We start from the raw sequence: 13764 nt of genomic DNA on the forward strand, positions 1-13764 counted from the left end.
CCCCTCGGGCCCCCCGATCCCCTCCGGTCCCGGAGCCGTGCTGACGGACCGGCTCGCCGGCTGGGTCTCGGACCTCACCACCCTGCACGAGCTCACCGAACGCCTGGCCCGCACCGACGTCCTGGCGGACGCGCTGACGGAGTTGCTGCACGCCGGAGCCGCCCTCGTGGGCGCCCGCCGCGGTCTCGTGGTCCTGGAGCCCTCCGACCGGCTCGGCCCCGACACCACGATCGGTCTGGGCCTCGGCCGGGCCGACCTCGGTCACATCGAGACCGTGCCCCGCAGCGCCCTGTCCTACGGCCGCATCCTCGACGGACTGCCCGGCGGCGAGGGGGAGATCGCCGAGCCCGACCTGCTCGCCGGGGACGGCCTGGACCCCCGCCACCGCGAAGTGGCCGCCCGCCTGGGCTACGCCGCGAGCTACGCGCTGCCGCTGCGGGCGGACGGCGCGCCCGGCCGGCTCGGTGCCGCCGTGTGGCTCTACGACGAGCCCGCCGAACCGGACGAACGCCGACGCCACCTCGCCGGCCTCTACGTCCAGTACGCGGCCGAGCACCTGGCCCGGCTGGTGGAACTCGAACGCACCCGCGCGCGTATGCGCACGATGGCCGAGGAACTGCTGCCGTCCCGGCTGCCGCGGGTCGCCGGAGTCCAGCTCGCCGCGCGGCACCGCACCGGCCCGCGCGCGGGCGGCGACTGGTACGACGCGCTGCCGCTGCCGGACGCCGCGCTGGGTCTGGCCGTCGGCTCCGTCACCGGGTCCGGGCCGAGCGCCGTGGCCGCGATGGGCCGGCTGCGCGCCTCCCTGCGGGCGTACGCGGTCATGGAGGGCGAGGACCCGGTCGCCGTCCTGTCCGATCTGGAGCTGCTGCTGCGGCTGACCGAGCCCGCACGGTCCGCCACCGCCCTGTTCGCCTACTGCGAGCCCGCCCTACGCAAGATCACCCTGGCCGGCGCGGGACACTGCCCGCCCCTGCTGGTCGGCGAGCGGCGCACGGAGTTCGTGGAGACCTCCGTCTCCGCGCCGCTGGGCATGCTCGCCTGCTGGGAGGCGCCCAGCGTGGAGCTGGAGGCGGAGGCCGGCGAGACGGTCCTGCTCTACACCGACGGCCTGCTGCACCGCACCGGCGAGCCCGTCGACCGCGCCTTCGCCCGGCTGCACGCGGCCGCCGCGGGGGTGCCCAGACAGCTGCGCCAGGATCCGGGCGCGATCGCCGACCACGTGCTGCGCACGCTCCTGCCGGACGAGCCGGACGGACAGGACAGCGACGAGGACGTGGTGCTGCTGGCGGCCCGCTTCGAGTAGGGCGGCGACGACCGTCCGTGACCGGCCCGGCGGCAGGTCCTCCTCCCCTGGGCCCCCTTACGTACGACCGTACGATGGAGGGGGTCCAGTGCCGTATCGAGGAGGATGACCGTGGCCGACGAGCTCACCCCGGAGACCCCGGAAGAGTCGGAAGAGCCCATCAAGCAGCGGAAGAACGGCCTGTACCCGGGCGTGTCCGACGAGCTGGCCGAGAACATGAAGTCGGGTTGGGCCGACACGGAGCTGCACGGCCTGGAGCCGATCGCGCAGGCCGCACAGACCGCCGCCCGCCGCGCAGCGCTCTCCGCGCGCTTCCCGGGCGAGCGCCTGGTGATCCCCGCGGGCAACCTGAAGACGCGCTCCAACGACACGGAGTACGCCTTCCGCGCGTCCGTCGAGTACGCGTACCTGACCGGCAACCAGACGGAGGACGGCGTCCTCGTCCTGGAGCCCGAAGCCGAGGGCCACCGCGCCACGATCTACCTGCTGCCCCGCTCCGACCGCGAGAACGGCGAGTTCTGGCTGTCCGGCCAGGGGGAGCTGTGGGTGGGCCGCCGGCACTCGCTCGGCGAGGCCGAGCAGCTGTACGGCATCCCGGCCTCCGACGTGCGCGAGCTCGCGGACCGGCTGCGCGAGGCCACCGGGCCCGTGCGGGTCGTCCGCGGCCACGACGCGGGCATCGAGGCGGCCCTGACCGACAAGGTCACCGCCGAGCGCGACGCGGAGCTGCGCGTCTTCCTCTCCGAGGCCCGCCTGGTCAAGGACGGGTTCGAGATCGACGAACTCCAGAAGGCCGTGGACTCGACGGTCCGCGGCTTCGAGGACGTCGTGAAGGTCCTCGACCGCGCCGAGGCGACGAGCGAGCGCTACATCGAGGGCACGTTCTTCCTCCGCGCGCGGGTGGAGGGCAACGACGTCGGCTACGGCACCATCGCCGCGGCCGGACCGCACGCCTGCACGCTGCACTGGGTGCGCAACGACGGGCCGGTGCGCAAGGGCGATCTGCTGCTGCTGGACGCGGGCGTCGAGACGCACACGTACTACACCGCCGACGTCACGCGCACCCTGCCGGTCGACGGCCGCTTCACCGAGATCCAGAAGAAGATCTACGACGCGGTGTACGACGCCCAGGAGGCCGGGATCGCCGCGGTGAAGCCGGGCGCCAAGTACCGCGACTTCCACGACGCCGCGCAGCGCGTGCTGACCGAGCGGCTCGTCGAGTGGGGCCTCGTCGAGGGGCCGGTCGAGCGGGTCCTCGAGCTCGGGCTCCAGCGCCGCTGGACGCTGCACGGCACCGGGCACATGCTCGGCATGGACGTCCACGACTGCGCGGCCGCGCGCGTGGAGTCCTACGTCGACGGCACCCTGGAGCCGGGCATGGTGCTCACCGTCGAGCCCGGCCTGTACTTCCAGGCCGACGACCTCACCGTGCCCGACGAGTACCGCGGGATCGGCGTCCGGATCGAGGACGACATCCTCGTCACCGAGGACGGCAACCGGAACCTCAGCGCCGCGCTGCCCCGGCAGTCGGACGAGGTCGAGCGCTGGATGGCGTCGCTGACGGGCTGACGCGCGCACCGCGGACGACGGCCGGGCGCCCGAGGGGCGGCCGGCCGCCGTCCGCCCGCGGGTCGCGGGGGCCGCGGACGGTCCGGGCTGCCCGAGCGGGCGTCCCGGCCGCCGTCCGGGAGGCCCCGGAAGGGGGGTTCGTGGACCTGCACGTCGAGGCGGACTCCGCCGAAGGACGTCGGGCGGGGCTCGAACGCGCCCTGCGGGACGCCGTGCGCGAGGGGCGGCTGGCGCCCGGGGAGCCGCTGCCCGCCACGCGACGGCTCGCCGCCGAGCTCGGGATGTCGCGGAACACGGTCAAGGCGGCCTACGACCAGCTCGTCGCCGAGGGCTACCTCACCGCCCGCCAGGGATCCGGCACCCGGGTCGCGCCGCTGCCTCCTGTGGCCGCCGAACCGCCGCGGGCCGCCGCACGCGCGCGTGCGCCCCGTTTCGACCTGCGGCCCGGCAGCCCCGACGTGGGGACGTTCCCGGCCGCGGCCTGGCTGCGCGCGATGCGCCGCGCCCTCGCGACGGCGCCCTCCCCCGCCTACGACTACGGCGACCCGCGCGGCCGCATCGAGCTGCGCACCGCGCTGTCGGGCTACCTGGGACGGGCACGCGGCGTTCTCGCGCCGCCGGAGCGGATCGTCGTCACCTCCGGGTACGTGCAGGGCCTCGCCCTCCTCACCCGCGTGCTGGGCGACGCGCCGATCGCCATGGAGGACCCCGGCCTGCCCTTCCACCGCGAGGTCGTACGGCACAACGGCGGAACCGTGACCGCGGCGCCGGTCGACGCACACGGGGTGCGCGTCGGGGAGCTCGGCGACGCGCGGGCCGTCGTCGTCACACCGGCCCACCAGTACCCGACGGGCGTGACCCTGCACCCGGGCCGGCGGCGGGCGCTGACGGAATGGGCACGCGCGCGTGACGGCGTCATCGTCGAGGACGACTACGACGGGGAGTTCCGCTACGACCGGCAGCCGGTCGGCGCACTACAGGGCATGGCCCCGGGACAGGTCGTCTATCTGGGCACCGCGTCCAAGACGCTCGGCCCGGCGCTGCGGCTCGGCTGGATGGTGCTGCCGCCGCAGCTCGTCGACGTCGTGGTCGACGCCAAGCTGCACAGCGACCACCACACCGAGTCCCTCGGGCAGCTGGCGCTCACCGAGCTGATCCTCGCCCACGCCTACGACCGCCACGTGCGCGCGTGCCGTCTGCGCTACCGGCGCCGCCGTGACCTGCTGCTCGAGCGGCTGGGCGCCGGCCGGGGCGTGCGCGGGATCGCGGCCGGGCTGCACGCGCTGGTGGACGTGGCCGACGAGGAGGAGGCGCTGGCGCGGGCGGACGCGGAGGGGCTCGCGGTGGGCCGCCTCGGCGAGCACTGGCACACCGCCGGGCCGGGCGGTGCGCAGGGACGGCCGCAGGGGCTGGTCGTCGGCTACGGGACCCCCGGGGAAGGGGCGTACCCCGGGGCGCTGGAAGCGCTCGCGCGCGTGCTCGCGGGAACGGGAAAACCGAGCAGCCCTCGACAGGCCGTGCCGCCGGCTCCGGAATTGGGCCGGTGAAAGGCCTTCGCATTGGTTCTGCCCATCGGCCCAACACGCCTCTAGCGTCTGTCCCATGACGACGAAGACTCCCCCGCGGCGGACCTCGACGCGGCCGACCGGCCCGCAACGGCTGCTCGCGTTCGCGCAGTTGAGCAACTCCGTCGGGGACGGCGCCTACTACACCACGTCGGCCCTGTACTTCACCCAGGTGATCGGCCTCGCTCCCGCGCGCGTGGGGCTGGGGCTGACCGTCGGGTGGGCGGTCGGCTCGCTGGCGGGAGTGCCGCTGGGACGGCTGGCCGACCGGCGCGGGGCACGCGGGACGGCGGTGCTGCTGGCGCTGGCGACGGGGCTCGCGGTGGCGTCCTTCACCCTGGTGCGCGGCTTCGTTCCGTTCATCCTCGTGGCGTGCGCGTACGCGGCCGCCCAGTCGGGGCTCGCGGCGGCCCGCCAGGCGCTGCTGGCCGGCCTCGCGCCCGCCGCGGAGCGGACGGGACTGCTGGCCCGGCTCCAGGCGACGCTGAACGCCGGTCTGGCGGTGGGCGCGGGACTCGGCGGGCTCGCGCTGCACGCCGGGACGCGCGAGGCCTACCTCGGGGTGTTCGTGGTCGACGCGGTGAGCTTCCTGGTGTGCGCGCTGCTGCTCGCCCGGCTGCCCCGGGTGGCCTCCGGAGCGGTCCGGCCGGGCGGGAGCGCCCTGGGCGTGCTGCGGGACCGGCCGTACGCGCTCGTGGCGCTCCTGAACACCGTGCTGCTGCTGCGGATGCCGTTGCTCAGCCTCGTGCTGCCGCTGTGGATCACCGAGCGGACCGCGGCGCCCGCCTGGCTGGTGTCCGCGCTGTTCGTGCTCAACACGGCCGCGGTGACGGCGTTCCAGGTGCGGATGGCGCGGAGCGTGCGCGGTCCGGCGAGCGCCACGCGCGCGGTGCGCCGCGCGGGCTGGGTGATGTGCGCCGCGTGTGCGGTGTTCGCGCTGTCCGCCGGGGCCTCGCCGTGGGTGGCGGTGGGCGTGCTGGTGCTGGGGTCGGTGTTGCAGGCGGCGGCCGAGATGGGGCAGTCGGCGGGCTCCTGGCAGCTCTCCTTCGACCTCGCCCCCGCCGACCGGGTCGGCGAGTACCAGGGGCTGTTCGGCACCGGCGTCACGGTGGCCCGCACCCTCGGCCCGCTGGTCCTGACCTGGCTGCTGGTCGAGTGGGGCACCCCCGGCTGGCTGCTGCTGGGCGCGGCGATGGTGGCGGCGTCCTACGCGATGGGCCCGGCGGCACGCCGGGCGGCGGGCGACCGCGGAACGCCGTCCTCGTCTCCTTCGTCTCCTTCGTCTCCGTCGTCTCCGTCGTCGTCCTCTTCGCCGTCGTCGTCCTCTTCGCCGTCGTCGTCGCAGGCAGTGGCCCCGACGGCGGCCTGACGTCACCGGTTCAGACGCGGTACCGGCCCACGGCCCTGTCGCCCGCCTCCTCGCGTCGTCCGGGGCGGGCGGTGATCGGCAGGGAGTCGACGAACAGGGCGCCCGCCAGAAGGCCCGCGCTGCCGCGCGGGCTCCACGCGCGCGCGTGGAGGTCGGCGTCGAGACCGGTGAGGGCGGCGCGGCCCGCCGGGGTCGCCGTGCCGCCCGCCTCCAGGACGCCGAGGGCGCCCGCCTGTACGCGGCGCAGTCCCGCCGGGCCCGCGGTGTACAGGAGTTCGGTGTCCTGGAGGGTGGACATCACCGTGAGCAGGGCGTCCAGGCGGGCCGACGGTTCGTCCGCGCCGGCGGCGCGGGCCACGGCGAGGGCGTCCAGGGCCCGCCGTACGTGCGGGAAGCCCGCGCGTGCCTCGCCGCGGGCGCCGGGCGCGCCGTACCGCGCGGAGATCGTCGAGCCCCGCGAGGGTCTGCGGGGGGCGGCCCGGTCGGGATGCGCGGCGATCCGCTTGGCGGTCGCGGTGACGTCGGCGCCCCGCGCGTGGGGGTCGAGCACGGCCGCCGCGACCAGCAGGCCGAGCGTCCACAGGGCGCCCCGGTGCCCGCCGCCGGTGAGGCCCACCGTGTGCTCGGCGCACCGCCCGATCGCGCCCAGCTCCGCGCGCAGCCCGGGGGTCGGCTCGCCGGTGCGGCGGGCGGCGGCGGCCATCGCCGCGAGGCCGGGCGCCAGGGCCCTCGCCGACCAGAGCAGCCCGCGGTGGTCCCGGCGGGTGACCCGGGCGGCCAGGTCGCGCGGGTCGGGCAGGCCCGGCTGGGGAGTCAGGGTCAGCAGGCCGGTCAGCGCGGCCACGGCGGCCCGCGCGAGCTCGTCGTCCGCGGCGCTCGGCACGGCCGGCCTAGGAGGACGCGGCCGGGGAGGCGGAGGCCGTCGGGGCGCCGCTCTGCGGGGCGCCCGTCGGGGCGCCGCCGGGCGCGCCGCTCGGCGGGGTGCCGCCACCGCCGCCGCTGCCCGCTCCGGTGTTCTCGGCATCGGGGTCGACGCCCAGGACCAGGGAGCCCCTGTAGCCCTTGGAGGGGTCCGCCTTGTGCACGGCGTCCAGCGTCAGCAGGCCGCCGGCCGCGCCGCCGCCGTCGTAGACCATGTCGTCGTCGAGGCAGGTGTAGCTGCCCGTGTGCCTGGAGTACGGCTCCAGGGTGAAGATCTCCTCGGCGACGTCGTCGGGGAAGAAGAGCTGGCCGGTGAAGTTGACCTTGCCGCCCTCGTACGAACCGTCCTCCTTCTGTCCGCCGGTGTGCACCTTGAGGTGGATGTGGCAGGTGCGGGGCGTGTACCAGCCAGGCACGATCGTCTCGAACTTCACGACCCCGTTGGCGTTCGCGATCTGGTAGCCGCGCAGGTAGGTGTCGTCGTCGGCGGCGGAGCCGTCCTCGCTCTCCGCGGGGGCCGAGCCGCCGGGGTCGGCGGTGGTGTAGCCGGAGTAGTAGCCCCAGGCGTCGCAGTGCCAGATCTCGACGGCGGCGCCCTTGACCGGGGTGCAGCCGTCGGTGGCGTCGACGACGGTGAGACGCAGCGTCAGCGGCACTCCGCTCTTGCCCTCGGTGATGTCCTTGCGCACCAGCGCGCCGTCCAGGTAGTAGGGCCCTTCCGTGACGCTCGACATGAGCGTCATGCACGCCCCGTCGGCGGAGGCGGAGGCGGAGGACGCGGTCGACGCGGGCGCCGTCGCCGGCGTCTCCGTGTCGGCGAAGGCCGACTGGTAGCCGGCGACGGCGAGCGTGCCGGCCGTGAGCGTGCCGCCGGTCACCGCCAGGGCGCGACGGCGGGTGAGGGCGGTGTCCTTGTGGTTTCCCGTCATGGGCAGGACGGTAGGGACGCCGCCCGTCACCCGGCTGAAAGGACGCTGGGAGGAACCTGTGAGTACCGCGGAGGGCACGGCGAGAGTGCGGCGGAGGGGACGGTGGAGCGCGACGTCCCCCGGCGGGCGGACGGGCCGACGGTGGGTCAGACGGCGATCAGCGGGGCGTTCTCCCGCCACTTGAGGATCTTGTCGAAGCTCACCACGGCCCCGACGCGCCCCGGTTCGCTGCCGATGTGCACATGGTCGGCGAGTTCCTGGATGAGGAAGAGACCCCGGCCGTGCTCGGCGTCGGCGCTCGTGCGCGCCGGTGTGGGCGCGGGGCGTTCGGCGGTGAACCCGGGGCCCGAGTCGGCGACCTCGATCCGGCACTTCTCACCGTCGAGGTAGGCGGTGACGCGGTACGCCTCCGAACAGGCGCCGTGCGCGGTGTCGCCGCCGTGCTCGACGGCGTTGGCGCAGGCCTCGCTCAGAGCCACGGAGAGGTCGTAGCTGACGTCGGGATCGACCCCGGCCGTCTCCATGGTGCCGAGCAGCAGGCGGCGGGCGAGCGGCACGCTGGCGGCCTCGCGCCGCAGATGGAGTGACCACCAGATGCTCATGCTCCAGCCTCCTGGCTGCGGCTCGACATACCGATACGTATTGCCGCACCGGGCCGCATGTAAGCGCGATTTCCGCGTGATGCCGCCCATATGGGGGATGCCCGCAGACCTTGAATCGGTGTATGCGGGACTCATCGGCCCCAGGGGCACCGCCCCCACCGGAAAGTGATCTTCCCCATCGGGCGGACCTTGCGGACCTGCCGTACGGCGGTGGCAGGGCCAGTGCGATGATGACCCCGCCATGACTGCCCCCCACAGCGAACGCTCCGGTCGCGATCTACGGCTGCTGCGGGCCGCGGTGTTCGCCGCGGTCTGCGTCCTGCTGGCCGCGGCCGGGCACTCGACGGCCTCCTGCGCCGTCGTTCCGCTGTGGACGCTGGGGGCGGGCTTCCTGGGCGTTCTCGCGGTCGTGGCGCCGCTCGCCGGACGCGAGCGTTCGCTGCCGGGCATCGCGGTCCTGCTCGCGGTCGGGCAGAGCGCGCTGCACGCCCTGTTCGGTCTCGGCCAGCACTCCGTCGCCGCGTCCGCCGCGCTCTCCGCCGACGCCGGCGCCCGGATGTCCGCGACGGACGCCACGCTCGTCGCCCGGGCGGCCCGGCTGGTGTGCGGGGCCACGGCGGCCGCGCTCAGCCCGGCCGAGGCCCAGAAGATCCTGGTCAACGCCCGGCTCTACCCCTCGGGGACGGCCGGTGGAAGCGGCTCCACGGCCATGGACGGCATGGCCGGGATGGGGTCGATGCGCCATCCCGCGGACGTCCTGTCCACGGCCGGCTCGCCGGTCTCGCTGCTGCCCTCCCTGCCGATGCTGCTGGGCCACGTCCTGGCGGCCGTCGCCGCCGGCTGGCTGCTGCGTCGGGGCGACTCGGCCCTGCTGCGGCTGCTGGCCCTGTCGGCCCACGGCGTCGCCGAGGGAGCGCTCGTACGGTCCCTGCGCGGAGCGCTCGCCCTGGTGCGCGCCCTGCTCGCGGGACTGCCGGCCACGCCCGGAACGGGACCGCACGTGCCGTGCGCCGGGCCGCCCGCCCCGGCCGCACCCCGCATCACCGCACTCCAGCACTCGGTGATCCGGCGAGGCCCGCCGCCCGCGGCCGCCCTCGTCCTCGCCGCCTGACACGACACGACCAGCACTCCACCACGACCGGGGAGAGCGGCCGCCGTCGTGCGGCACGCGCGCGTGCGCACATCCGTGCCCACGCCCCCTCAGTCACCGCCTCACTCAGAGTGGAGTGCTCCCTGTCATGAAGGCCTCTCGTATCGCCACCCGCGTCGCCGCCGCCGCTGCCGCCGCCGGGGTGGGCGTCCTGGCCCTGTCCTCGCCCGCCCTCGCCCACGTGAGCGTCGCCGCCGAGGGCGCCGCGGCCAAGGGCGGCTACGCGGTCGTCGACTTCAAGGTCCCCAACGAGCGCGACGACGCCTCGACCGCCAAGCTCGAGGTCGCCTTCCCGACCGACCACCCGCTGGCCTCCGCGCTGCCGGAGCCGATCCAGGGCTGGAAGATCGAGGTCACCAAGGCGAAGCTCGCCAAGCCGATCGAGGTGCACGGCAAGCAGATCTCCGAGGCCGTCTCCAAGATCACCTGGACCGCCACCGGCAAGGGCGTCGAGCCCGGCTTCTTCCAGAAGTTCCCGGTGTCCGTCGGAGCGCTGCCCGAGGACGCCGACGAACTGGTCTTCAAGGCGATCCAGACGTACTCCGACAAGGAGGTCGTGCGCTGGATCGAACTCCAGAAGGACGGCGCCGAGGAGCCCGAGAACCCGGCCCCCGTGCTCGCCCTGACCGCCGCCTCCGAGGACGGCCACCACGGCGCCGCCGCCGAGGACGCCTCCGACAAGTCCGACGACGCCAAGGCGACCGCCACCGCGGCCGAGGCCGCCGACTCCGACAGCAGTGACACCACCGCCCGGGTCCTCGGCGTGGTGGGCATCGTGGTCGGCGCCGCCGGTGTCGCGTACGGCGTGCTCGCCGGCCGCCGTCGCACCACCGCCACCGAGGCCTGACCCCGCCCGCGCCGGGCGGCCACGGCCGCCCGGCGTCGGCATCCGACGGCACGCACCGGGGTGCACGGCCTTCCGTACGTCCTGTCCGTAGGCACGGCTTTTCCACAGGCCTTTTCCGTACGGCCTCCGTACACCGTCTCCGAGCCCCCGGTGCGCTCCGGATTCCATATATCTGGGACATTTCTCTATGCGCAAGAAGACCTTCGCCGCGGCCGCGCTGCTCGCGGCCGCCGCCCTCACCCTCTCCGCCTGCGGCAGCGGCGGAGACAGCGACAGCTCCGTGGCCTCCGTCTCCCAGGAGACCGCGCAGCGGCCCGTGACCGTGCTCGACCAGCCGTTCACCAAGCCCGCCCTGGTGCTCACCGACACCCGGGGCAAGCCGTACGACCTCCGCAAGGAGACGGCCGGCCGGCCGACGCTGATCTACTTCGGCTACACCAACTGCCCCGACGTCTGCCCGCTGACGATGAACAACATCGCCGTCGCCAAGAAGCAGCTGCCCAAGGCGGAGCAGGACGCGTTGCGCGTCGTGTTCGTCACCACCGACCCGGACCGCGACACCCCGGCGGCGCTCGGCAAGTGGCTCCAGGGCATCGACCCCCAGGTCGTCGGCCTGACCGGCAAGTTCGCCACCGTCCAGGCCGCCGCCTACCGCCTCGGCATCACCGTCGAGGCGCCGCACAAGGACAAGAACGGCAAGATCGTCTCCACCCACGGAACCCAGGTCGTCGCCTTCTCCCCGAAGACGGACGCCGGCTACCTGCTCTACGACGAGAGCGCCTCGGTCGACGACTACACCAAGGACCTCCCCAAGATCGTCAAGGGGGAGAACCCGTGAGGCCGACGCGGTCCGCACGGCTCCTCACCGCGCCCGCCGCGGCGGTCACGGGCGCGCTCCTGCTGGCGGGCTGCGGATCGGGCGCGGACGGGACGGCCGAACTGTCCGTCCAGGACGCCTACATCCCGCAACCCGTCTCCGCCACCATGGCCGCCGGATTCCTCACCATCGTCAACAAGGGCGACGCGAAGGACGAGCTGACCTCCGTCACCAGCCCGTCCGCGGGCCAGGTGACCCTCCACCGGACCGTCGGCTCGTCGATGGAGCAGGCCGGCTCCCTCGACGTGCCCGCACACGGTCAACTCGTGTTCAAGAGCGGCGGGAACCACCTGATGTTCGAGATGCTGAAGAGCAAGCCGGTACAGGGCGGGACCGTGACCGTCCGACTCCACTTCGCCGCCTCCGACCCCCTCACGGTCGACATCCCGGTGAAGTCCGCCACGTACAGCCCCAAGACCGGCCACTGAGGGAGGGACCACCTTGACGCAGACCATCGCCCCCCGCGTCCGGACGCTCGTGCTGCTGTTCCTGGCGGTCGCGGGCGTGCTCCTGGCCGGCGCCGGACCCGCCTCCGCGCACGCCGCGCTGACCGGCAGCGACCCCGCGCAGGGGGTGGTGGTCGACAAGGCGCCCACGCAGGTGTCGCTGACCTTCTCCGAGACCGTGTCGATGAACGACGACTCCGTGCGCGTCCTGGACCCCCAGGGGGCCCGCGTCGACGCCGGCAAGCCGTCCGCGGTCGGCGGCGCCACCTACGCGGTCCAGTTGCACTCGGGGCTGCCGGACGGCACGTACACCGTGACCTACCAGGTCGTCTCCGCCGACAGCCACCCCGTCGCCGGCGCCTACACCTTCTCCATCGGCTCCCCCTCCAAGACCACCGTGTCGGTGTCCGACCAGGTGGCCGGCGGCGGGGTCGTCGGCTGGCTCTACGGCTTCGGCCGGTACGCGTCGTACGCCGGGTTCATCGTCATGGTCGGCGGAGCCGTCTTCGTACTCGCCTGCTGGCCCCGGGGCACCGGGGTGCGGGCCGTACAGCGGCTCGTCCACTCCGGCTGGCTCACGATGACCGCCGCCACCCTGTTCCTGCTGCTCCTGCGCGGCTCCTACGCCGGATCCGGAAAGCTCGGGGACGTCCTCGACCTCGACCTCCTCGGACAGGTCCTTCAGACCAAGACCGGCGCGGCCCTCGTCTCCCGGCTGCTGCTGCTCGCCGCGGCCGCGCTGTTCATCGCCGTGCTCTTCGGCGCCTACGACAAGCGGGAGGCCGAGGAGAAGCGGGACCTGACCTTCGGACTCGCGATCGGCGGAACCGTGGTGTCCGCCGGCCTCGCGGCGAGCTGGGCCATGGCCGAGCACGCCTCGACCGGGTTGCAGCCGGGCCTCGCGATGCCCGTCGACGTGCTGCACCTGCTGGCCGTCGCGACCTGGCTCGGCGGCCTCGCCACCCTCCTCGTCGCGCTGTACCGGGCGCCCGCCGACCGGCCCGTCGAGGGCGCGGCCGTGCGCCGGTTCTCCCAGGTCGCCTTCGGCAGCGTCGTCACCCTGGTCGCCACCGGCGTCTACCAGTCGTGGCGCCAGCTCGGCTCCTGGTCCGCCTTCACCGACACCCGCTACGGCCAGTTGCTCCTCGTCAAGATCGCTCTCGTGGCCCTGCTCGTGGGCATCGCCTGGATCTCCCGGCGATGGACCGCGCGAGTGGCGGACACGACGGCGGGGACGGCCTCGACGGAAGGGTCCGACACGACGGCGGCGACGACGGCCGCAACGACGACCGCTTCGGTGACCCCGTCGACCGCGTCGACCGCCCCGGCGGCCTCGGCAGCGGCGGCGACGGGGACGTCCACCCGGGGGACCTCCACGGCCGAGACGTCCGTTGCGGAGAAGTCCGTTGCGGAGACGTCCGTGGTCACGGCGGGTCGGGAGTCGGCGGACGCGGGTGACCCGACCGTCGAAGCCGGCGGGGACGCTGCCGCCGACGGCACGGGCGGCGCCAAGGGCCCGAAGGGCGCCAAGGCCGTCTCGGGACACGACGAGCGGGCCGCGCAGCTCGCCCGGCAGCAGGCCGCCGTCGACGCCACCCGCGAGAAGCGACTGCGGGACTCCGACGCCGACCGCTTCGGCCTGCGGCGCTCCGTGCTCGCGGAGGCCGGCGTCGCCGTGGTGCTGCTCGCCGTCACCACCGTCCTGACCTCGACCGAGCCCGGCCGCACGGAGCAGGAGGCCGCCAGGGCCACCGGCTCCTCGTCGTCCGCCTCGGCCCCGTCGGACTCCACCTCAGGCGCCCTCACCCTGGACATGTCCTTCGACACAGGCGGCACGGACGGCAAGGGCGTGGTCAGCATCGACCTCGACCCCGCACGCGCCGGCGCCAACGAGATGCACGTCTATGTGACCCGGCCCAACGGCCGTGCCTTCGACGTGCCCGAGGTCAAGGTCGCCTTCACCCTCGAAGCCAAGGACATCGGGCCGCTGCCCGTAGCGCCCGACCACATCACCACCGGCCACTGGGCGGCGAACGCCGTGCAGATCCCCATGGCCGGCGAATGGAGGGTCGCCGTGACCGTGCGCACCTCCGACATCGACCAGGTGACCGTTTCCAAGAACGCTCAGATCGGCTGACCGCACCATGCCCGACCCGTCCCTCCCCGACGCCCGTACACCCCGG

Annotated in this window: 12 protein-coding genes; 9 read left to right on the forward strand and 3 right to left on the reverse strand. The window is 74.5% G+C overall.

What is annotated here, in order from left to right; translation table 11 throughout:
• Window positions 1-16: 16 nt before the first annotated feature.
• From KMS84_RS34580 to KMS84_RS34595, 4 genes are all read left to right on the forward strand, one after another.
• A complete protein-coding gene (locus KMS84_RS34580) occupies window positions 17-1306 on the forward strand; it encodes a PP2C family protein-serine/threonine phosphatase (protein WP_256920500.1) in 1290 nt (429 codons plus the stop codon).
• 111 nt (window positions 1307-1417) lie between these two features.
• Window positions 1418-2875 (forward strand): aminopeptidase P family protein, encoded by a 1458-nt coding sequence (locus tag KMS84_RS34585; protein ID WP_256920489.1) that lies wholly within the window; start codon window positions 1418-1420, stop codon window positions 2873-2875.
• 140 nt (window positions 2876-3015) lie between these two features.
• Window positions 3016-4422 (forward strand): MocR-like pyridoxine biosynthesis transcription factor PdxR, encoded by a 1407-nt coding sequence (gene pdxR, locus KMS84_RS34590; protein ID WP_256920490.1) that lies wholly within the window; start codon window positions 3016-3018, stop codon window positions 4420-4422.
• A 55-nt stretch (window positions 4423-4477) separates the two neighbouring features.
• Window positions 4478-5809, forward strand: a complete 1332-nt coding sequence (locus KMS84_RS34595; RefSeq protein ID WP_256920491.1) for an MFS transporter — start codon at window positions 4478-4480, stop codon at window positions 5807-5809.
• Between the two features lie 10 nt (window positions 5810-5819).
• Here KMS84_RS34595 and KMS84_RS34600 read toward each other — a convergent pair whose 3' ends face one another.
• The 3 genes from KMS84_RS34600 to KMS84_RS34610 all read right to left on the reverse strand — a co-directional run bounded on the left by KMS84_RS34600 (window position 5820) and on the right by KMS84_RS34610 (window position 8261).
• A complete protein-coding gene (locus KMS84_RS34600; RefSeq protein ID WP_256920492.1) occupies window positions 5820-6692 on the reverse strand; it encodes a triphosphoribosyl-dephospho-CoA synthase in 873 nt (290 codons plus the stop codon).
• Between the two features lie 7 nt (window positions 6693-6699).
• Complete coding sequence (locus tag KMS84_RS34605; RefSeq protein ID WP_256920493.1) at window positions 6700-7659, reverse strand: intradiol ring-cleavage dioxygenase; 960 nt, start codon at window positions 7657-7659, stop codon at window positions 6700-6702.
• 146 nt (window positions 7660-7805) lie between these two features.
• Window positions 7806-8261: an ATP-binding protein gene (locus KMS84_RS34610; RefSeq protein ID WP_256920494.1), complete on the reverse strand. Its 456-nt coding sequence runs from the start codon at window positions 8259-8261 to the stop codon at window positions 7806-7808.
• Between the two features lie 241 nt (window positions 8262-8502).
• Between KMS84_RS34610 and KMS84_RS34615 the strand changes: the two genes are divergently transcribed.
• The 5 genes from KMS84_RS34615 to KMS84_RS34635 all read left to right on the forward strand — a co-directional run bounded on the left by KMS84_RS34615 (window position 8503) and on the right by KMS84_RS34635 (window position 13718).
• Window positions 8503-9372: a hypothetical protein gene (locus KMS84_RS34615; RefSeq protein WP_256920495.1), complete on the forward strand. Its 870-nt coding sequence runs from the start codon at window positions 8503-8505 to the stop codon at window positions 9370-9372.
• 127 nt (window positions 9373-9499) lie between these two features.
• Entirely contained in the window at window positions 9500-10258 is a 759-nt protein-coding gene (locus KMS84_RS34620) for a YcnI family copper-binding membrane protein (protein ID WP_256920496.1), read from the forward strand.
• A gap of 187 nt (window positions 10259-10445) precedes the next feature.
• The gene (locus KMS84_RS34625) at window positions 10446-11096 is read left to right on the forward strand and encodes an SCO family protein (protein WP_256920497.1); all 651 of its coding nucleotides are present in this window, start codon (window positions 10446-10448) and stop codon (window positions 11094-11096) included.
• Entirely contained in the window at window positions 11093-11563 is a 471-nt protein-coding gene (locus tag KMS84_RS34630) for a copper chaperone PCu(A)C (protein WP_256920498.1), read from the forward strand. Before KMS84_RS34625 ends, KMS84_RS34630 begins: the two co-directional genes overlap by 4 nt.
• 13 nt (window positions 11564-11576) lie before the next feature.
• The gene (locus KMS84_RS34635) at window positions 11577-13718 is read left to right on the forward strand and encodes a copper resistance CopC/CopD family protein (RefSeq protein ID WP_256920499.1); all 2142 of its coding nucleotides are present in this window, start codon (window positions 11577-11579) and stop codon (window positions 13716-13718) included.
• Window positions 13719-13764 lie beyond the last annotated feature (46 nt).

The sequence above is a fragment of the Streptomyces hilarionis genome (assembly GCF_024539675.1).
Lineage (GTDB): Bacteria > Actinomycetota > Actinomycetes > Streptomycetales > Streptomycetaceae > Streptomyces > Streptomyces hilarionis.